The organism is Trinickia terrae (assembly GCF_005144415.1).
Lineage (GTDB): Bacteria > Pseudomonadota > Gammaproteobacteria > Burkholderiales > Burkholderiaceae > Trinickia_A > Trinickia_A terrae.
This window is the reverse complement of sequence record NZ_SWJE01000027.1, coordinates 21,197-41,019: the sequence shown is the minus strand read 5'-3', so window position 1 is coordinate 41,019 and position 19,823 is coordinate 21,197. Positions and strand designations below refer to the sequence as shown.

Annotated in this window: 21 protein-coding genes and 1 pseudogene; 6 read left to right on the top strand and 16 right to left on the bottom strand. The window is 59.8% G+C overall.

Annotated features, from left to right (window positions below):
* Positions 1–26: 26 nt before the first annotated feature.
* Genes FAZ69_RS31740 through FAZ69_RS31730 form a run of 3 tightly spaced genes read right to left on the bottom strand, consistent with a single transcriptional unit; the run spans position 27 to position 2,443 of the window.
* Positions 27–881 carry a pirin family protein gene (locus FAZ69_RS31740; protein WP_136899220.1) on the bottom strand — a complete coding sequence of 285 codons (855 nt, stop codon included), beginning with the start codon at positions 879–881 and terminating at the stop codon, positions 27–29.
* Positions 878–1,798 carry an NmrA/HSCARG family protein gene (locus FAZ69_RS31735; RefSeq protein ID WP_136899218.1) on the bottom strand — a complete coding sequence of 307 codons (921 nt, stop codon included), beginning with the start codon at positions 1,796–1,798 and terminating at the stop codon, positions 878–880. Before FAZ69_RS31735 ends, FAZ69_RS31740 begins: the two co-directional genes overlap by 4 nt.
* Positions 1,799–1,837: 39 nt before the next feature.
* Entirely contained in the window at positions 1,838–2,443 is a 606-nt protein-coding gene (locus FAZ69_RS31730) for an FMN-dependent NADH-azoreductase (protein ID WP_136899216.1), read from the bottom strand.
* Positions 2,444–2,555: 112 nt separating this feature from the next.
* On the opposite strand from FAZ69_RS31730, the gene FAZ69_RS31725 reads away from it, so the two are divergent.
* Positions 2,556–3,482: a LysR family transcriptional regulator gene (locus FAZ69_RS31725; protein ID WP_136899214.1), complete on the top strand. Its 927-nt coding sequence runs from the start codon at positions 2,556–2,558 to the stop codon at positions 3,480–3,482.
* Between the two features lie 9 nt (positions 3,483–3,491).
* On the opposite strand, the gene FAZ69_RS31720 is transcribed toward FAZ69_RS31725, so the two are convergent.
* Together FAZ69_RS31720 and FAZ69_RS31715 are read right to left on the bottom strand one after the other, a co-directional pair.
* The gene (locus FAZ69_RS31720) at positions 3,492–4,016 is read right to left on the bottom strand and encodes a 2'-5' RNA ligase family protein (RefSeq protein ID WP_136899260.1); all 525 of its coding nucleotides are present in this window, start codon (positions 4,014–4,016) and stop codon (positions 3,492–3,494) included.
* A 71-nt stretch (positions 4,017–4,087) separates the two neighbouring features.
* Positions 4,088–4,285 (bottom strand): hypothetical protein, encoded by a 198-nt coding sequence (locus FAZ69_RS31715; RefSeq protein ID WP_136899212.1) that lies wholly within the window; start codon positions 4,283–4,285, stop codon positions 4,088–4,090.
* A 267-nt stretch (positions 4,286–4,552) separates the two neighbouring features.
* Here FAZ69_RS31715 and FAZ69_RS31710 point away from each other — a divergent pair.
* Positions 4,553–4,723, top strand: a pseudogene (locus tag FAZ69_RS31710) (SbcC/MukB-like Walker B domain-containing protein); the annotation flags it as partial.
* A gap of 14 nt (positions 4,724–4,737) precedes the next feature.
* On the top strand, positions 4,738–5,403 hold the full coding sequence (locus tag FAZ69_RS31705) for a Wadjet anti-phage system protein JetD domain-containing protein (protein ID WP_240702552.1): 666 nt from the start codon (positions 4,738–4,740) through the stop codon (positions 5,401–5,403).
* 23 nt (positions 5,404–5,426) lie between these two features.
* Here the strand turns inward: FAZ69_RS31705 and FAZ69_RS34135 are convergent, their stop codons facing one another.
* The 7 genes from FAZ69_RS34135 to FAZ69_RS31675 all read right to left on the bottom strand — a co-directional run bounded on the left by FAZ69_RS34135 (position 5,427) and on the right by FAZ69_RS31675 (position 12,558).
* Complete coding sequence (locus tag FAZ69_RS34135; protein ID WP_240702551.1) at positions 5,427–5,873, bottom strand: hypothetical protein; 447 nt, start codon at positions 5,871–5,873, stop codon at positions 5,427–5,429.
* Positions 5,828–6,496 carry an SNF2-related protein gene (locus FAZ69_RS34130; RefSeq protein ID WP_240702550.1) on the bottom strand — a complete coding sequence of 223 codons (669 nt, stop codon included), beginning with the start codon at positions 6,494–6,496 and terminating at the stop codon, positions 5,828–5,830. The genes FAZ69_RS34135 and FAZ69_RS34130 overlap by 46 nt, the downstream gene beginning before the upstream one ends.
* A 166-nt stretch (positions 6,497–6,662) precedes the next feature.
* Positions 6,663–7,844 carry a thiolase family protein gene (locus tag FAZ69_RS31695; RefSeq protein ID WP_136899210.1) on the bottom strand — a complete coding sequence of 394 codons (1,182 nt, stop codon included), beginning with the start codon at positions 7,842–7,844 and terminating at the stop codon, positions 6,663–6,665.
* A 25-nt stretch (positions 7,845–7,869) separates the two neighbouring features.
* Positions 7,870–8,646 carry an enoyl-CoA hydratase/isomerase family protein gene (locus FAZ69_RS31690; protein WP_136899208.1) on the bottom strand — a complete coding sequence of 259 codons (777 nt, stop codon included), beginning with the start codon at positions 8,644–8,646 and terminating at the stop codon, positions 7,870–7,872.
* On the bottom strand, positions 8,643–10,028 hold the full coding sequence (locus FAZ69_RS31685; RefSeq protein ID WP_136899206.1) for an MmgE/PrpD family protein: 1,386 nt from the start codon (positions 10,026–10,028) through the stop codon (positions 8,643–8,645). Before FAZ69_RS31685 ends, FAZ69_RS31690 begins: the two co-directional genes overlap by 4 nt.
* A gap of 26 nt (positions 10,029–10,054) precedes the next feature.
* Positions 10,055–11,275, bottom strand: a complete 1,221-nt coding sequence (locus FAZ69_RS31680) for a CaiB/BaiF CoA transferase family protein (RefSeq protein ID WP_136899204.1) — start codon at positions 11,273–11,275, stop codon at positions 10,055–10,057.
* Positions 11,272–12,558 (bottom strand): CaiB/BaiF CoA transferase family protein, encoded by a 1,287-nt coding sequence (locus tag FAZ69_RS31675; protein ID WP_136899202.1) that lies wholly within the window; start codon positions 12,556–12,558, stop codon positions 11,272–11,274. Before FAZ69_RS31675 ends, FAZ69_RS31680 begins: the two co-directional genes overlap by 4 nt.
* 378 nt (positions 12,559–12,936) lie before the next feature.
* Between FAZ69_RS31675 and FAZ69_RS31670 the strand changes: the two genes are divergently transcribed.
* From FAZ69_RS31670 to FAZ69_RS31660, 3 genes are all read left to right on the top strand, one after another.
* Positions 12,937–13,587, top strand: coding sequence for a flavin reductase family protein (locus FAZ69_RS31670; protein WP_240702549.1), 651 nt, complete (start codon positions 12,937–12,939; stop codon positions 13,585–13,587).
* Positions 13,588–13,687: 100 nt separating this feature from the next.
* Entirely contained in the window at positions 13,688–15,046 is a 1,359-nt protein-coding gene (locus tag FAZ69_RS31665; protein ID WP_136899198.1) for an MFS transporter, read from the top strand.
* A 211-nt stretch (positions 15,047–15,257) separates the two neighbouring features.
* Positions 15,258–16,181: a LysR family transcriptional regulator gene (locus FAZ69_RS31660; protein ID WP_169708835.1), complete on the top strand. Its 924-nt coding sequence runs from the start codon at positions 15,258–15,260 to the stop codon at positions 16,179–16,181.
* Positions 16,182–16,217: 36 nt separating this feature from the next.
* On the opposite strand, the gene FAZ69_RS31655 is transcribed toward FAZ69_RS31660, so the two are convergent.
* The 4 genes from FAZ69_RS31655 to FAZ69_RS31640 form a co-directional block, all read right to left on the bottom strand.
* Positions 16,218–16,475: a hypothetical protein gene (locus tag FAZ69_RS31655; RefSeq protein WP_136899194.1), complete on the bottom strand. Its 258-nt coding sequence runs from the start codon at positions 16,473–16,475 to the stop codon at positions 16,218–16,220.
* Between the two features lie 32 nt (positions 16,476–16,507).
* Positions 16,508–17,206: a dienelactone hydrolase family protein gene (locus FAZ69_RS31650; RefSeq protein ID WP_136899192.1), complete on the bottom strand. Its 699-nt coding sequence runs from the start codon at positions 17,204–17,206 to the stop codon at positions 16,508–16,510.
* Between the two features lie 130 nt (positions 17,207–17,336).
* On the bottom strand, positions 17,337–18,323 hold the full coding sequence (locus FAZ69_RS31645; RefSeq protein WP_136899190.1) for an aldo/keto reductase: 987 nt from the start codon (positions 18,321–18,323) through the stop codon (positions 17,337–17,339).
* 126 nt (positions 18,324–18,449) lie between these two features.
* Positions 18,450–19,754, bottom strand: a complete 1,305-nt coding sequence (locus FAZ69_RS31640; RefSeq protein ID WP_206171252.1) for an alkene reductase — start codon at positions 19,752–19,754, stop codon at positions 18,450–18,452.
* Positions 19,755–19,823: the final 69 nt, after the last annotated feature.

The following is a 19,823-nucleotide window of genomic DNA, read 5'->3' as shown; positions in this document are numbered from 1 at the left end:
ATTCGAGATTGGCGAAGCTGCGCGGATCAGCGCAGCACACCCTTGGCGCGCAGCTCGCGACCGATGCGCTCGATTTCGCGCTCGCCCTCGATCAGCGCTGCGGGGCTGGTGTGAACCGAATAGTATCCAAGGTGGAGATCGTGCGGATGCGGGATCGCCGTACCGAGCACGAAGCGCGCATCGGTCACAGCTTCGAATTCGATCGCCGCATCGGATGGGTCGAATACGGCCAGCTCACCTTTGTCGACTGGGTCGGGCGTGCACAGGCTACCGTCCATCACGGCGATCCAACCGACCCGGTAGCCCCGCGGCGGCTGGTAGGTCCAGCGCTGGCCGGCCTGGAGCTGCACAACGAAATAGTTGACGCCCGGCGGTGCATCGATCGGGCTGACCGCCTCGCCGCTACGGCCGAGCAGCACGCGCGCCGGGCCGTCCGAGGGGATTTCGCTCACCGAGAGATGTTGGCTGAACGCGGGAGCCAGTTCGCGCTCCGGCGGCAAGGCAATCCACAGCTGGAAAGCCTTGACCGGGGGCACGGCGAAGCCCGAATGCCAGACGCCACGACCGGCGCTCATCCATTCGATATCGCCCGCCACCATCGTTCCTTCGTGGCCGGTGGATTCGGCATAGCGACCTTGCCCTTCCATCGCCAGGGTCAACGTAGCGATGCCCGAATGCGGATGCCAGCCGAAACCCTGTTGGCCAATCGCCTCTTGCGTATCGATGAGGTCGAGAAATACGAACGGCTTGATCATCTTGCCGACGTCGGAGGGGCTGACCATGCGGACGACCGGCCCGTGCGCGTGGCCGCGCGTGCGGAAGATTACGTTACGGCCGACACCGGCGAGGCGCGGCGGCGGAGTTTGGATGACGGTATTCACGGGGCGCTCTCCAGGGTCACGAAGTTCGCTTTGGCCCACACAGCAAAATTCGTCGGCTGCTGGCCGGCGACCTTGCCGGCCAGAGCGATCGCCGCATCACGCAAATCCGGCGAATCCGAGCCGAGATACGTGTGCGCTTCGAAGTAGGCGAGCATCGCCGCGATGCCCTCGGCGCCCGGGAACCAGCCCGCAAAAACCTCGCGCGGGACTTGCTTGAACGAGAACCTGTTTCCTTGACGATTCAGGGTGGCGATGATCTCGTTGAAGCTCAAGAAATCACCGACAAGCGGCAAATGTTCACCGTGCCCCGCGAGCTCCGGCTGCGCGAACGCACCAGCCACGATGCGGCCGAGCTCGGTGATGTCGCCCATGTGGATGACCCGCCGCTCGGGATCGAGCGGCAGCGCCCAACCCGCGGTGCCATCCGCTTGCTTCTGCGGGGCCATGACGCCGAGCAGGTTTTGATAGTAGAAGGGAGCGATCACAAACGTGTGGCAAGCAAACCCGGCTTCGCTCACGATGCGCTCGATCTTCGCCTTCTCCGTGAAATGCGGGACATTGATCTTGCCGCCGCTGATCGTCTCCACGTTCGGAAGCGTCGACCAGATGAAGTGCTGCACGCCGGCGTCTTTCGCCGCGTCGACGGCGGCGAGTGCCTGCTTGGGTTCGTCCGCACCGGCTTCCCAGGAATTGGTCACCAGGAAAACGCCGTGCGCTCCGGCAAACGCGGCTTCGAGCGTTTCCGGACGATTGAAATCCGCCAGAACGACTTCGTCACCCAGTTCCGGATGCGTGGCCGGATTGCGCGTCAGCGCGCGCACTTTGAATTGACCTCCCGCCCGCAGCGCGCGCACAACTGCGCCGCCTTGCTGGCCAGATGCGCCGACGACAGCAATGAGCTTCTGGGTGCTCGACATGGTTGTTCTCCAGTGAGTATTCGTTGGGGCGGTGCGGCCTCACGCAGCGAGCGCCGCGGTCTCTTTCTTCGCCGAGGCGAGGGCCCCACTGCGCGCCTCCGGACCCATCGCCACACCTTCCGCGCGAACGAAGGTGATATCCGTGATGCCCAGAAAGCCGAAGGCCGCCTTCAGATAGGTTTCCTGATGATCGAAGAAGGCGGCGGGCGAGCCTTCGCTGTAAACGCCGCCGCGCGACGAGGCGATGATCAGCTTCTTGCCGCCGCACAGTCCGACCGGGCCGTGCTCCCCGTAGCGGAACGTCTTCCCGGCGACGGAGATGCGGTCGATCCAGGCCTTCAGTTGAGAGGGAATGCCAAGGTTGTACATCGGCGCGCCGATGACCACGATGTCGGCTGCCAGGAACTCCTCGAGCGCGGCCTGGCCCATGGCAACGTCGGACTTCAATGCATCGTCGACCGGAGCGCCTTGCGCGGCCGCGAGGTGTGCTGCCGTCAGATGGCCGATCGGTGTGGCGGCAAGGTCGAGACGAGCGACCGCAAGGTCGGGATCGCGGCCCCGAAAGGCCGCGACTACGTCCGCCGACAGATCACGGCTGACAGAGCCTTGCCCGAGGATGCTGGAATCTATGTGCAGCAGTTTCATGAAACGTATCTCCGAATGGGATGACTGTTTGACACCGCAAGTATGGGGACTGGGAGCGTTTCACACTAGATGGTAAAATAGGATTTGATTAATCCATTTTTGGAGAAATCTCATGCTCGACCTAAATGATCTGGCGATGTTCGTCCAGGTGGTCCGCGCCGGCAGCTTCTCCGAGGCGGCGCGGCGTCTGCGCATGCCGGCAAATACGCTGAGCCGGCGCATCGATCAACTCGAAGGGCAACTCGGCACACGTCTGCTGCATCGCTCGACCCGCAAACTCGCGCCGAGCGCGGAAGGTCAGACGCTGTTCGAGCGCTATGCGCCGGCGCTCGACCAGATCCTCGAGATCGGGCGGCTCCATGCGGATGCGCAGGCGCCGTCCGGCTCGGTTCGCGTCGCCGCGATGGCAGGCCTGTTCGAGCTCATCGGCATGGAATGGCTGGTCGAGTTCTACACGCGCTATCCACACATCAGCCTCGACTTCCTGCTCGACGATACGCCGACCGATCTGATCGCCGAGCGCATCGACCTGGCCTTGCGCATGGGCATCGAGACCGGTAGCGGCTTTAAGGTACGTCGGCTGGCACCGAATGCAATGATCCTCGCGGCGAGTCCGGCCTATCTGGAACTGCGCCCTGCGCCACGCACGCTGCGCGAACTGGCCGAACACGACTGTCTGACGATTTCCAATCGCCAGGGGCGCAACACGTGGCGTCTGCAGGGTCCACGCGGAAGTCAGGAGGTGTCGATCAACAGCCGGTTCGCGGCCAACGACATGCGAGTGCTGACGCAGGCTTGTACGGCTGGACTGGGTATTGCGCTGCTGCCGCAGTTAATGGTTGAGTCAATCATCACGCAGGGGAAGCTGGTGCGCGTGCTGCCAACCTATCGGCGCGCAAGCACCGAGCTCGGCCTGCAGCTCGTATACACGAGCCGTCCACCGGTGCCGCCCGCAGTCGCGGTCTTTGCCGAATTTTTGTTGGAAAAACTGGGCGATGCGATGACATGTCCTTCAGAATGCCATGCCGGCCGACAATAGATTGAGTCCTCAGACCGATGGGCCGCCGCCCCTCAGCGGCCAGCGCCCTTTTACATCGTAGCGCGTCTTGCCAAGCCAGCTATGGATCAGGACAAATTCGCGCACAGTCCAAGTGATCGGTCCAATCGCGCGCGGATCGAACCTGCCTTCGTCGTACAGCAACGTGAGGTGGGGTGTGAAGCGGGCGCGTGAAACACGCAGACCTGCCCCTCTCAGGGCGTCCCCAAGTCTTCGCTGAAAGTCGATCAATTCGTCCAGTCCGGCGCGCCCCGTCAGCACCAAAGGCCGATGTCCAGGCCGGCCGTTGAAGCTGGAGATCTGATCAAACGCCACGCCGAATGGCGGCACGTCAATGCTTGTCGCCGCGGCGCATGCACGCGCGACGGTTACTTCCGGCAAATGCGCAAAGTCGCCCAGATGGTGCAGCGTGATGTGCAGGCGCTCGGGGTGCAGCAGCCTGGCCTTGACATGCATCTCGGAGCGCAACCGTCCGGCCATCTCGGCAATGCGCGCAGCGGTGTCCGGGTCGGGCATCGCGGCAAGGAACAAGCGATGCTCCGGGGCTGGCTGGGGCGCATCGAATCCGGGTAGCGTAAGTTGTTGGGTCACAGCAGAGTTGCGAGTGCGCCGGCGGGGAAGTATCCATTATCGTCAACCAGATGACGGCCCGCTGATCGCGCAAAAAACAACGCCCGACAGGTGTCCTCCTGCCGGGCGTTTTGCATCATGTGATGCCGCGATCGGATATCGAAGAATACCGTCTCGGCCTCGCCGCTGAAGTTCGTTCCCCACTCGATCGTCAATCCATCGGCTGGAGCCTTGTGGGGACGGCGTTCCCACCCGGTCACGCGGCGTCGATACCGTCAGACTCGTCCCAGCGCGGGGCCCGGCGAAGTCGGGTGGCAATTGCGGTAGGATGAAGGCCTTTCAAGCCTCAGTCGGCGATCGCCTCAAGGGCGCCACGCCCGTCATCTCGCACTGATGCCCCTCGATTACTCCACCCTCGACGCGCTGCGCACGCGCCATCCCGCCTGGCGCCTATTGCGCTCCGACCACGCGCCGCTTGCCGTCAGCTGACCGACGTGCGCAACTGGTTCCTCTTCGCGGCGAGCGAGCGCTGGCGCGAGGACGACAGCGAATTCGAACACTATTCCGACTCTGGGGGCAAATCGGGCGGGCAAAAGGAGAAGCTCGCCTACACGATCCTCGCGGCGAGCCTTGCCTATCAGTTCGGCCTCGAATTGAAATTCCGTTGGTGGACACGAAGTTCATCGAGGCGCGGCGTGGCGTGCTCACGCAATGGCTCGATCTCGTGCTACCACCCGAGGCAGTCGACGGCGACCGGACCGGCACTGCACAGTTCTCCGCTCGTTACGGCTTCCGCGAAAAACCGTCTCGTATCCGGTTTCGCATTCTCGACGAGCGACTAGTCCTTCTGCCCGGCGTGTGGCGGCCGGACATTGCACTCGACGCGGACAGTTTCTCGCGCCTCGCGCTGCAGTGCCGGCATGCCTTCATTACGGAAAACGAGACGAATTTCCTGGCATTCCCGGACGTTCCACAATCGATCGTGCTGTTCGGAGCGGGTTACGGCTGGGAATCACTGGAGCCAGCTCGATGGCTCACGGATTGTGCGCTTCATTACTGGGGCGACATCGACACACACGGCTTCGCCATTCTCGACCAATTGCGCAGCCGCTTCCCGCACGCCGGGTCGTTCTTGATGGATCGTGCGACGCTGATGACACACGAAGCGTTCTGGGGAGAAGAAGGCAATCAGGTCACACGCGATCTGCCGCGACTCACGGCACAAGAGCGGGAGCTCTTCGACGACCTGCGCGATAACCGAATCCGCCAAGGGCTGCGGCTCGAGCAGGAGCGGGGGGATTCGGGTGGGTCAGAGCGGCGCTCGACGAGCTGACGCTCACCTAGTCATGGAATCCGTCATTTCACGCGCAACGCAGACGAAATTGCAGACAGCGCATCGGCAAGTCGCCTAGCGGTACCCGCCGACGGCAGCGGTAACTTGAGACTCTGCGCGCCTGTCGCGGGGTCACGGTCGACCCACGGATGAGCATCCGCCATCCCCTCGGCGGACGCGCTCAACGCCGACGCAAGCTCCACGCCGAACTGCAACAGCCCGGACCAAGGGTCAACGCGCGCCTCTTGCGGCACGGGCTCAGCGGCCGGGATGCCGGAGTGCGCCCGCGCCTCGACGATATTCGCTTGCGCGGTCGTCATGTCCTCGGGCAATTCGCCAGACGCGGCAGCAGCGTTGGCGACTTCTTCCTCCGTGGCCATTGCCTCGATCTCGCCCATGTGGCCTGTAACGCTTTCAACGTCCTTCATGAAGCGGGTGAGACGTGGGCCGCCGAGCGAGATTTCTCCCATCTATCCACCAGCGCAGGCCTTTGGTCCGACGGCACGCCACCGTGGAAGCTGACATAGCCAATGCCGAGTTTCTCGAGCCGGCGAATGACGATCTCATGCGTGCGCGTCCATTGGCTGAACACCACCGCTTTCCCGTCAGGCTCGGCAAGCAGGGTTTCGAACAGGGCAGCCAACTCATCAGCCTTGACGCCGTGATCGGTCTCCCGATCCAGCAGATAGGTGCTGTTGCACGACATCCGCATGTTCTGCAACGCGCATGTGAGTCTTCGCTGGTCGCGGTCCGACAAAAATTTCGTTTTACGCCAGCGCTGGACGATCCGGGCCACGACGTCCGCATTCTCCACGTGATAGTCCATCTGCCGCTCGGTCATCGGCACCAGCAGATTCTGGTCAGTACGCTTCGGCAATTGAAGCAGCACCTCGGACTTGCGCCGACGAATCATGATCGGCGCCAGTGTCTGGCTGATCGTCTCCAGTCCGGCGTACCCTGTCACGCGCCCAGCCTCGTCCCTGATCTGATGCTCATGCAGCAGCTTCCAGGTGGGTCCGAGACGATGCTGGTCGACGAACTGAACGATGGAGATGAGTTCCTCTACCTTGTTTTCCAGTGGTGTGCCCGTCAACACAACGCGGTAGGGCGAGTGAGTTTTTTGATGACCGCGAGCCGCTTGCAACGGGCCGCCGCTCGCGGCGGGGCCATGGTTGCCCCCCGCCCTTACGAAGCCCCGGGCACGACCCCGATAAAATTTTCTAGAAAGTCAGGATGAATCGCCCAGCCCGCCGATCAGGTCATTTGAAGTTGGTGAGTATCGTCGCCGCCGCGAGTGCCGAATCGGCACCGAGCTGCCCACCGGAGCACTCGGCCAGTGCTGCCTTCGCCCCTTCCCTCTGACGCGCGCCAGCCGTCCCTCGCAAGTGGGTCGTGAGCTCGATGATCTGTGCAATTCCGGTGGCCCCGACGGGGTGCCCGCGGCTCAAGAGACCTCCCCCCGGATTCACTGGAAGCCGCCCGCCGACAGACGTGTCGCCTGCGCGCAGCAAGCTGACTCCCCTTCCGGGTGCGGCGAATCCGAGTCGTTCGTACAGCATGATCTCGGCGGCAGCCGAAGCATCGTGAACCTCTGCGACATGGATATCTTCGGGACCCAATCCCGCGGTATCGTAAGCAGCCTTCGCCGCTCTTTCCGCACACGTCGGACCAAGGCCGTCCTTGTTTGCGGAAACAAGCGCGCATGCCTTGACATATACGTGCGGCGCGCCAGCACGTTGCGCGAACTCCTCGCTTACCAGAATGGCCGCCGCCGCACCGTCGGCAATCGGCGAGCACATGTTGAGCGTCAGCGGCGCACTGATCATGCGGCTGCCTAGCACCTCGTCAACTGTCACCGGCGAACGAAACTGCGCCCATTCGTTCATCGACGCAGCCTGCCGGCTCTTGACGCAGACAAGGGCAAAGTCCTTGGGCGTAGCGCCGCTGAATTCCATGTAGCGGCGCGCCCTCTCCGCGTAAATGTCCATAAATACCGAGTGCCCTTGAGGCGCTTCCATTTGAAGTCGCGCACGCTCCTCGACATCCACGCCGGAGGCGAACGCCCCGAAGGTCACGGATTTATCTTCATGTGTCAGCTTCTCCGCCCCGATAGCCAAGGCCACATCTGCCTGACCGGACGCGACCGATAGCCATGCCAGATGAAACGCTGTCGATCCGGATGCGCATGCGTTGTCGACATTGATGATCGGACGCCCCATCACGCCGGTATTACGCAGCGCGACCTGTCCTCGAATCGTTTCCTGTCCTGTCACCAACCCCGACAGCGCATTCGCGAAATACGTCACATCTATTTGCTCGTAGCCGATACCGGAATCGGCGATAGCGGAAGACAGCGCTTCCTCGGCCAGCGATCGCACCCCGCGGTGCAAAAATTTGCCAAATACCGTCTGCCCAATACCTGCTACAACTACCTGTCTCATCGCGCCTCCAAAGTGCTTGCACCCGCTACTTGCCTGCGAATACGGGCTTGCGTTTCTCCTGGAAGGCACGCCGTCCTTCCAGACGATCCTCGGTATCGCGAAGCAAACCGAGTGCGAACTGCTCTGCTTGAATGGCTGTCAGCAGGGGCAAGTCAAGACCATCGCGTACGAGCCGCTTCACGGCCCGAACAGCCAGCGGCGCATTGTCGGCAATCCGTCGGGCGATTTTCATCGCTTCGTCCATCAGACTCGCCAGCGGCACCACCCGGCTCACGAGGCCGATCCGCAGGGCGGTTTCCGCGTCGATTCGATCACCGGTCAACATCATCAGCATGGCGTCCGACATCCCCACCATCCTGGGAAGACGTTGGGTTCCACCCGCAGCCGGAATACTTCCGACACACACTTCCGATTGCCCGAACTGGGCGTTGCTGGAAGCGATCCGAATGTCACACGCCAGCGCGAGCTCCATGCCTCCGGCAAGCGCAAAGCCGTTCACAGCACAGATCATCGGCTTGTCGATTTCCATTCCGGCGAATGGATAGAGCCACCGCGGCTTCCCAAACGTGAGCTCCGCGAAGCTTTCTTTGGGCGGCATGGTCTTCTTCAGATCGGATCCTGTGCAAAACGCCTTGTCACCGTTGCCCGTCAGCACGACAACGCGAACGCTTTCGTCTCGATTGGCGATATCAAATGCGTTGTTCAACTCCACGAGCGACTCCGGGTCGAGCGAATTCATCGCCTCCGGTCGATTGAGGACGATGGTCGCTACAGAATCCTTCACTTCATAAAGAATGCTCATCTGATACCTCTTTCCGGTAAAACTTGTGTGCTCTCGATCGCGTTCAAGACTTCGCGCACGCTGCCAGTCCTGATCAGCTTCGCGCCTCGATAGAGCTTTGCGGCTTCGATCGGACTGCCCGCCCATGCAAGACAATCCGAAACTTTTGCGAGCAAGTCGTCATCGGAAAGCGGATTGGAGGCGTCGCCGCGGAGCGCGTCGATACGCTGTGATAGCTGGCGCCCGTCTTTCATGTGCACCGATATTTCTGCCCAACGCGGCGTGATCTCGCCGGGCGATTCGATGGATTTCACGGAAGCCATGACCTTTCGGAGTCGCGGTCGACGCACCGCTTCATCGGTAAATGTGGAGAGACGAATCTCGTTGTCTTCCAGAGCCGCCGCAATCACATATTCCATGCTGAACTTCCCCTCGACGCCGTTCTCGGGCAAGCGTCGCAATAGGGGGGATAGCGTCCCGTAACTCGTCTTGATGTAAATTGATTCGACGTCGTCCAGCCGAATACCAAACTCTCGCTTGACCTGGAACAGGCCATCCAGCGGCCGATGGACTGCGTAACAGGCCGGATACTTCTTTATCTCCACCCCCGCACGATCGATCTCAAGTGGCGCTGTATTCAGCGTGAGCATCGCCTGCGAGATGTCTTCCGACTTCGAATACAAGGACGTGTAGCCGGCCTCACCATCCATCGCAAGCGGAGATGCCGTAAAACCCTGCTCGGCAAGCAGCGTGGCGCGCAGTGCCGCCGCACCACACTGGCCGGCCTGAAACGACTTTGCGTCGAAGCCGAAGTTTTGACGTGTTCCGGCAGCTTGGGACACGGCAAGACCAATCGCTGAAACGGTCTGGTCGAACTCCAATTCCAATAGATGCGCACATGCGGCGGCGGCGGCGATTGTCCCAATCGAGGAAGTCATATGCCATCCGCGATCGTAGTGCGCTTTACTGAGCGCGCTACCCAGTTTGCTTGCGATTTCATAGCCGACCACATAGCTGCTGGCCAGCCGCAAACCGCTGATATCCCGCCACTCAGCCAACGCAATCAGCGCCGGCAGCAACGCTACACTCGGATGCCCCCCCATCGACGATGAGGCGTCGTCGAAGTCCAGCACATGGGCGGACGTGCCATTCAGAAGTGCTGCGCACTCTACCGTCGTCGCAATGCCCCGCCCCCACAGGCGAGCGGCTCCATAGCCGAGTTGTTGTTCACCACCGGCGCCAAGAGCCAAGCCGTAGATGTACTTGCGCATGCGTACTGCCGCTAGCTCGTTTGCGCCGGCCATGCACACTGCGTATGTATCCGTAATCGCCCTGGCGCACGTCCGAAGGTGCTCATCATTGACTGTGGACGGGTCGAATGAGTAGGCGAATTTCGCGAGCATCTCGCTCGTGGAAGGCCGTGTCGTCGTCACGTCAACACTCCGTTTTGGCGCAAGCCGGCAATTTCAGCTTCATCCATGCCGAAAACGTCCCGACAGATCTCGTCCGTATGCTGGCCCAATAGCGGCGCCGGCAAGCGGATGGTTTCAGCGTGTCCACTGATGCGAAATGGCGGTGCGTTGTAGATTGCCTCACCCATTTCGGGGTGCTGCAGCCGGATCCAATGACCTCGATGTTGCAACTGATGATCGTGCTCCACGACATCTTCTGCAGTCCAGGCTACTCCAGCAGGCACGCCATGATTCTGCAGCTTCGCCATCAGGTCCTCCGCTTCGTAGCGGCTGGTCGCGTGCGCCAGTGCTACGTCCAGGTCGTCGCGGTTCGCCAGGCGATCGTGTAATGCCGAGAATTTTGTCGCGCGCAAAGCGTCCGCTTCAGGAAGCGCTGCGACAAGGCCTTTCCATGCCTCTTCCTGCCACGCCGATATGGCTATCCATCGGTCCACGCCACGGCAGGGATACACGCCATGCGGCGCATAAGCCGTGTGCTGATTACCCATCCGACTGGGCACATTGCCGTTCGCTGCGCAATCCATCATCGTAGGACCCAGGAGGGCGACAGTCGGCTCGGTCTGCGCCACGTCGATGTACTGCCCCCGCCCCGTGCGCCGGCGATGACGCAAAGCCGCCAACACCGCAAATGCGGCGTGGCATGGATTCGGAATATGGTCCGGAAAGTTTGTCCCTGTGCCAGCCGGCTCCTTGTCCGGAAGTCCGGAGAGAAACTGAACTCCAGTCAGTGCGCCGATTGTCAGGCCGAATCCAAGATACTTGTGCTCCGGGCCGGAGGATCCTGCCATCGACATGGCCAGATAGATGACGTCGCGACGAATCTTCTTCACGTCTTCGTAGCCGAGGCCAAACTTCTCCATCGTCCCCGGCGTGAAATTATTTGCAACGATGTCACTCGTCTCGATCAGTTGCCGAGCAAGCGCCTGTCCCTCAGCGGTCTTGAGGTTCAGCGTGATGCTTTTCTTGTTGCTGTTGCGATCTGCGAAGTATCCACTCCGATTGATGCCAGGCACGCCCTCTGCATACGGTCGGCTGCCGCGTAGCGGATCAAGACGATCCGCGCTCTCGATTTTTATGACATCCGCACCGTGATCTGCGAAGAGTTTGGTCGTAAACGAACCCGCGCCGATCCACGTGAAGTCGGCAATCCGAATGCCTTCAAGAGGAAGATTTTTCACTTCAAAACTCCTGCCTGTTGTAGCGCCACACGATCTGCCCTGCTATATCCGAGGTCGGCAAGAATTTCATCCGTATGCTGACCCATGAGCGGTGCATGCGACGGTGCACGCCACGGTGTTTCGGAAAGTCGATACGGCGCACCCGGAGCAACGATGCTCCTCTCGGACGGTAAGTGCTTTATCGAGCTGAAGAAATCTCTGTATTCGAACTGCCGGTTCTCTAGAATGTCTTTTGGCGTACTGATTGGGCAGACCGGGATGCGGCGCTCCTGACCGGATTGATACAGCCAGGCCTTGCTGTGCTTCTTGGCGAACGGCACGAATAGTTCGTAAAAGAGATTTTTAGCTTCGTCGGTGATCAGATAGTCATGATCCTTCCATTGGTCATCGAGCAGTCTCGCCGCTTCGGGGAAACCATCATCGATCAGCCATTGCACTGTCGACTCCCAAAATCGCGCCGACGCGATACCGCCGGCCATCAGGTAGATTTGGCCATCCGCACACTCGAAGACACCGGTTCCCGCCATTTTCAGCTGACCGGATTCCCGCTTGCGCACCACGCGTTCCAGGTCGTAGAACTGAATGGCGTTTTCCATTCCCATTACCACGCACTCCTGGATCGACACGTCGATGTGCGAACCGCTTTCATGTCCCAGCGCTTCGGTTTGACCGAAGAGGGCAATCATCGACGCGACGGAGGCAAATTGCGCAGCGGCGAGATAGGCCAGGTTTCCGTGCGCAGCGATCGGGGGGCTATCCGGATAACCGCCGAGATAGAGCATTCCGCCGAGCGCGAGGGCCACGATGTCCTCGGACTCGTAGTTCGAATACGGCCCGGACTGCCCGAAAGGGGTGATGCTGGTCATGACGAGGCCAGGGGCGACAGATGCGAGTGAAGCGTAGTCCAGGCCGCGCCTTGCCATCACACCCGGCTTTTCAGATTCGATCAGAAGGTCCGACCGCTTGACGAGCTCGACGAAAATGCGCTGGCCTTCCGGCCGATCGAGGTCAATACAGAGGCTCCTCTTCCCAGCATTGAAATACGTAAAGGAGAGGCTGAATTCGGGATGAATGTGGTTGTCGAGGAACGGTCCTTGGTAACGTACATTGGACCCGTTGAGTGGTTCGACAAGGATCACGTCCGCGCCGAGATCCGAGAACTGCTTCCCGCAATACTGTCCGGCAAGCCCGGACATGTCTAATACCTTGAGCCCCTCGAGCGCGGCGGGCGTCTCCAACCCATCGCGACTTCCGGCGCGATGACTACTCGCTTTGTCGTCCATGCAGATGCCTTTTCTCTACCTTGCTGACGTGTGCCTGGAAACAGTCCGGCTAGCACACGCGATGATTGAGCACGATCCGATAAAGGCGCGGGCCGTCCTATCAAAGGCCGGCAATCAAGCCAGTGGCGGCCAACGCTTTCGTCTCGAACGTTATGCCTACCGTTGTAGCGGAACAAGAACGAAAGCTTTCTTTCTGATATGCATGTGCGATGAGAGTCACTGCACGGTGGGGCACATGAAATCCGCGGAATATCGATGCGTCGCTGCTGCAGCCGGCGCAACCTCGCCCGTAAGAGCGGTCAAAAAAAGACATAACAGATAGAAAAGTTCTGTTCTTGTTGGGATCGGCCTCACTGCCTAGGATGTCAGCTACCGCCAATGGTGGAAGCGATTCAACCTAACTCAGCTCTTCAGAGTCTTATGGTCCATTCATCCTACGAAACGGTCGACCTCCTCGATTTCACCCACGAGAGCCGCTACAAATTTCTCACCGGCTCCGTCGTCCCTCGACCCATCGCGCTTGTCACGTCACAGAATGACGAAGGCGTTCTGAACGCCGCCCCGTTCAGTCAGTTCGTGATCCTCAGTGTCACGCCTCCACTACTGGGCATCGTCGCCCAGACCCTTCCCCGAGGGTACAAGGACACGGTGCACAACGTGCTGCGTTCCGGCCAGTTCGTCATCAACGTGGTATCGGACGAAATGGCAGACCAGGTGCAGCGATGCGCGCTCGAATATCCGTCGACGGTCAGCGAGGTCGACGAGGTCGGATTCAGCACGCTGCCGTCTGTTACGGTCCTTCCCCGAAGAATCAGCGAGTCGCCCCTCCAATTTGAATGCCGTTTGCACGAGCATCACGAATTCGGCGCGCCGGATTCGCGCACAACGCTGCTCGTCGGTGAAGTCGTCCTGGTTCACTGCGCACAAGGCGTTCGCGAGGGGCACAGGGTGAATCACGACGTACTGCGTCCGTTGGGCCGAATTGCGGGAAGAAGCTATTGCCGGACGCAAGACACGCTGACTACATGAAGCCGTCCACGGACGCACCGCTCAAAAGGGAAACAACGGCTATCGAAGTCGAAAAGTAAAGCCCGAGCTATCCTCAATTGCCGTAAATATGGAGACATTCATGGCAAACAGCTCAGCGCCGACCATCGCGCACGCGCCATCAAGTGATGAAACGCAAGTCTATTCGCGCATCGGATGGCGAATCTTTCCGTTGGTCCTTCTTGGCTACATATTTGCGTATCTCGATCGCATCAACATCGGTTTCGCCGCCTTGCAAATGAAGTCGGATTTGGGATTCACCGACGCCGTTTACGGATTGGGCGCAGGTATCTTTTTCGCGAGCTACCTCGCCTTCGAGATACCGAGCAATTTGCTTTTGCAGCGAGTGGGAGCGCGGCGCACGCTCGCCCGAATCATGATCTGCTGGGGAGTGACGTCAAGTTGCATGATGTTCGTCCGCACACCCGGCATGTTCTACGCTTTGCGCGTCCTGCTGGGAATATTCGAAGCGGGATTGACACCCGGCGTCGTCTTCTATTTAACGCTCTGGTATCCGAAACAAAGACTCGCCAGGGTGACCGCGCTCTTCCTGAGCGGCAGTATTATCGCCGGGCTTTTCGGCGCACCCATTTCCGGCTTCATCCTCGACACGGTTTCCGGCATTCAAGGGCTGCGCGGCTGGCAATGGCTCTTTCTAATTGAAGGGATACCGTCCGTGCTGCTGGGGCTGGTATGCCTTCGGAGCCTGCCGGATGGACCGGATCAGGCTCGGTGGCTTTCGGACGGCGAGCGACGGATCGTGATCGCCGGAGCGTCCGGTGGGAATCGCCGGGGGCGAGGCGGTGTTGGCGGCGCATTTCGCGACCCCAATGTCTACGCAATCGCATTCGGCTGGTTCACGATCATCTGCGGTACGTATGTCATTTCGTTCTGGCTTCCGCTGATGCTTCGGCATGCAGGCGTCGGCTCAGCATCGGCAATCGGCCTATGGTCCATCATTCCGTACGGTCTTGGTGCAGTGGGGATGCTGCTCCTCTCCCGTCATTCCGACCGCACACTGGAGCGCCGCTGGCATGCCACGGGTTGCGCGTTGGCGGGCGCCGTTGCCCTCGGTTCGCTTTCATTCGTGTGGTCCAGTCTTCCGCTCACCCTTCTTTCGTTGACCATCGCAACGATATCGGTCTTTAGCGCGATGCCGATTCTATTTTCTGTTCCGATGACGTTGCTTCCGCGATCTTCGGCCCCCGGCGGGATCGCGTTGATCAACTCTGTCGGTCAAATCGGAGGATTTCTGAGCCCCTTCATCATCGGGTGGGTGAAGACGACGACCGGGAGATTCGATATCGGCTTGTACATCATGGCGGTACTACTTGTGTGCGGATCCGCTGTCATCGCGTTTGTCGTCAAAACCAGCCCCGATGTTCCCAGCGAACCCGCAGGCGACCGTTCGAGCGGTATCGACGGCACGTCCACGTTCTGAACGAAAAGGATCCGCGCGACGCCGGCGCGGATCCTTCAAGTAGCGGAGTGCCGCTCCGCTGCGGGCCTCGCATTTTGCCGGCGGCCTCGGGGCGCAACCGGCAAAAGCGGCTTCTTGTATGATTGAATCCTGGGTTGGCGTGCCGATTGCCGACGCACTATCCTCATGGTCGCGAGCATATCGATTACAAGAATCGGACCTTTTACCCATCATGGACATCAAGCAGCTTCGCTATTTCGTTCGCATCGCGGAATTGGGCAGCGTCGGCAAGGCGTCTGACGTTTTGGAGATTGCGCAACCCACCCTCAGCAGACATGTCCGAGCTCTCGAGGTTGAACTCAAGACATCTCTCTTCTCGAGGAACGGGCGCGGCGTCATTCTGACGCCGGCGGGCCGACGGTTTCTCGATCACGCTCGCGGCGTCCTTCACGCTGCCGACACCGCACTGATAGCGCTAAAGGAAGAAGGTACATCCGCCTATGAGGGACAGGTGGTCGCAGGCTTTACGCCGAGCGTTGGGCGAACTTTGATACCGTCGTTCGTCGAACGCTTTGTCGAACGATTTCCCAAAGCATCGTTGAGTCTCGTCGAGGGCTATTCGCGATCGTTGTATGAACAGGTGCTGGTAGGAGGTCTCGACTTTTCAATCCTCGTCAATCCTGCTGCATCACCTAACCTTGTCATAGAACCCATCGCCACGGATAACCTTTACTTGATTGGCTTAAATCCGATAGGCACTTCGACGAGTGAGGTCACGCTGAGCGAGCTTGCGCGAATCCCATTGATTATGCCGCACGCTTCCACTGCGACCCGGTCGCTGCTGGAGTTTGAAGCTGCACGGCTGGGCATCATGTTGACAACGGCACTCGAGATAGACTCGGTACGCTCGATCATAGAACTTGTCGAGCGTGGAATAGGCTACACGGTGATGCCGCTCAATTCTCTTCGGCCCGGTGACCATCCCTCGCTGCATTGGCAAAGGATTGTCTCGCCGCAAATCGAAGTTACCCTCTCAATGATCACGCCCGTCAAGCGGCCTCGCACGCCGTTGCCGATGGAGGCCGCGCGACTCGCAAAGGAAATCCTGATTTCCCTGCTGAAACCGTCTGCAACAGCTGGTGCCGGCCCTGACTAGGACACCGAGACCCGGGACACGCGACACGCTGAACAACTAGCGATAGTTTACAAAGTTGATCGTGTCATTGAGGAACCACGGCAAAATCAATTGCGTATCGGGATAGCCAACACCGACAGTGAGCCTCGATAGTTTTGACGAGTCGCCGAGCGTCGCATCGTCGGTGGTGTGCAGAACGAAGATGTCCCTATCGGCCGGACTTAGCCCACCGGTCTGATTAGTCGCGGGCGACCATGTTGAGGCACAGCCCGCGTTGAGTAAAACGAGGGCCGCTGCGATGCAAAACGGCTTCATGATGGTTATCTCCAGCAACACACAACGTAGTGCTAGGCGAGATGGCGCGCGAAGAACGCTCGAATACGGTCTCGCGCGTCAGCCGCGGCCTGGTCTTTGTAAGTCGCCCCGATGACAACGCCGAGCACCCCGATCAAGCCTTTGTGATTGTCGAGGAAGGAATGCCCTGCGTCCGGGTATTCCTTGACGTCATGCTCGATCCCGTTCCGCTCGAGTGCGCCTTTCAGTCGCGCCGCCGCGCCTTTCAGCGTCCAGTCGCCGCCACCGTAGCTCGCGACCACCGGACAGGCGCCGCCCATGATCGCATCGATGTCGTTCGGAAGCGGGCCATAGTTCGGGGCGCTAACCGAAAAGCCGTGGCCAGCCGCCAGAAGAATCGCAAACTTGCCGGTCGCGCAGAAGCCAATGACCCCGGTCTTTCCAGTGCAATCCTGGCGACCTTCCAACCACTGCCGCATAGCGTCGACATCGTCGAACGCCGCTCCCTTGCCTGCAGACAGATCCATCATCAGGCTACGGATGCAACGGAGGCGGCTGCCCCAGGAGAACAGGTCCGGCGCCAGCGCAAGATATCCTTCCTTGGCCAGCCAATCGGCGTGGTCACGCGTCACGTCGGTCAGGCCGAAGATATCGTGAAACACGATGACGCCAGGCCATGGTCCTTCGCCTTGCGGCGTGGCCAGATAGCTTTTGAGCTGGTGGTGCGGAGTCGAGATCGAGATCTCCGTCATATCGCCTCTAATACATGAGTTGTAGGTTGCGACGCCAATGTTCCATTGGGCCGACGCCTTACGTCGGAGACGGAAAACGCAGGACCTCGTGGACCGACATCTTTAGGGAGGAAGATACTGAGCACCCTTTCTATTCGGCCGCCAGGTGTTTGAATTGAGCGGGGTAGCGGTCCCCTGTGATTGCTCCCAGTGCAAAGGTCCGATCGAGATCGTCGAGATCCTCTTTGGTAAGCGTCACGTCGCAAGCCCTTAGATTTTCTGCCACACGTTCGGGACGACTCATTCCGACCAGCGGCACGATGTCCTCACCTCTCGACATCACCCACGCTATTGCCAATTGTGTCGTCGTACAGTTTTTGTCATGTGCCATGCGCTCAAGGAGCGAAACCTTCTCGAGGTTCTTCGGAAGGTTCTCCTGGTCGAATTTTGGAAACTGGCGACGAAAGTCGTTTGCTGGGATGTCGTTTGTAACTGAACCAGTAAGAAGCCCTTGACCGACCACCCCATAAGCCACCAGCCCGATGCCAAGCTCCCTTACGGTAGGTAGGATTGCGTCCTCGATGAAACGTGTTCCAAGGGAATACTCGATTTCAAGAGCGGTCACGGGATGCACCTTGTGAGCCCGCCGAATATTTTCAACGCCTGCTTCGGACAAACCCAGGTATCGAACTTTTCCTTCCTTGATAAGATCGGCGATAGCCCCAACCGTTTCCTCAATCGGCACGTTCGGGTCGATGCGAGCAGGCTGGTAAATGTCGATGACATCTACGCCGAGTCGCTGAAGCGAATATGCCGCGAAGTTCTTCACAGCGTTTGGCCGAACATCAATGCCCAACATTTGCCCGGAGGGAGAACGAAGAGCGCCAAATTTCACGCTAATAAGCGCTTGGTCTCTCCGACCTTTAATCGCTTTACCGACGAGAAGCTCATTGTGTCCCATTCCGTAAAAGTCGCCCGTGTTCAAGAAATTGATTCCTGAGTCCAAGGCAGCTTGAATGGTAGCGATACCCTCCTCATCGGTGCTTGTTTTCGGGCCCGCAAAACTCGACATCCGCATGCAGCCGAGGCCCATCGCGGAAACACGAGGACCATTTTTACCAAGCGTTCTCATTTCCATAGCTATCTCCTTTCCGATTTGCAGACTAGCTCGCCGCTGCGCTATAGGTTGTGGTGCGTTCATGGCCGCCTTGATAGAAAGCGGCCGGATTGACTTCCGATACGTCCGCGTTTGCCGGTTGTCGCCTCAGGGAGCGGCGGGGTAGTCGACATATCCCTGCGGTCCACCTTGGAAGTAAGTCTCCGCGGATGAGGATGCGAGCGGCAGGCCCTCGCGAAGGCGTCGCACGAGATCGGGATTGCCGATGAACGGCTTGGCAAAGGAAACCAGATCGGCCTGCTTGTCTTCGATCGCCGCATTGGCGGAGGCGCCATCAAAGCCGAAGTTCGCGATCAAGGTGCCGTTGAAGCGGGCGCGGTAGTAGCCGATCGTGTCCTGCAAGGCGGCGATGGGCGTGCCCGCCAAATCGTCCAGCGTTCTGCCGACCTGAAGGTGAGAGAGCGGAAGTTCGTTGAGACGGTCAACAAGATAGTCGTAGGTTTCGATCGTCTTGTCGGTCAGTCCGAAGCCACCCATTGCCAGCGCCGGGCTGATCTTGATGCCGACGCGCCCCGGTCCCCAGACCGCGATGAGCGCGTCGAGAACCTCCAGGACGATCCGAGTTCGGTTCTCTGCGCTGCCGCCATAAGCGTCTTCGCGGATATTCAGCGTGCTGTTGAGGAATTCCGGCAGGAGATAGGCGACTGCCGCGTGCAGCTCCACTCCATCGAAGCCGGCCTCCCGGGCATTCTTCGCAGCTGCCCCATAGTCGGCGATGGTCGAGCCGATTTCTTCAAGCGACATGGCACGCGGCGTCACCGTGTCCTTGAACCCTCCAGCTGTGAATGCTTTCAGGCCGGGGTTAACTGCGGACGGGGCAACGGGTAGCTCGCCGTCGAAAAAGTCGGGATGCGAGATCGCCCCGGAATGAGCAAGCTGCGCGAAAATTGTCCCGCCTTCGGAATGCACGGCAGAGGTGACGGCCCGCCAGCCCTCGATCTGACGTTCGGTAAAGAGGCCGGGAGCGTTGATGAATCCGATTGCTCGCGGGCTGATCCAGGTGCCTTCTGTGAAGATGAGGCCAGCCGCCGCCCGCTGGCGATAGTATTCGACATGAAGTTCCGTGGGCGCGAGTTCGGCATTGCGCGCGCGGCCGCGCGTCATAGACGCCATCACCACACGGTTTTTGAGTTGAAGTTCGCCGAGCGCGTAGGGAGCGAAGAGAACCGCTTGATTAGATTGGGTCACGGCTGATATTCCGGAAAAATGGTTTCGCTTCTTCGAGGCTCTCACCGGATCAGGCTGTAGCTCGAACGGCGCGCAGGTCATGACGGCGACGCAGATCATGCCGGTTGATCGCGAGCGTGAGCGCAGCGCGCGGGTCAGGGTCCAGACATGCCGGCCGATGGCTGATATCCACAGCCCGGCGACGATGGCCGGAATGGTAAGCACGCCGGATTCTTCATTCGTGTTCGGCGTTTCGCGGGTAACTTCATGGAATGATTGGCTTATTCAGGAATT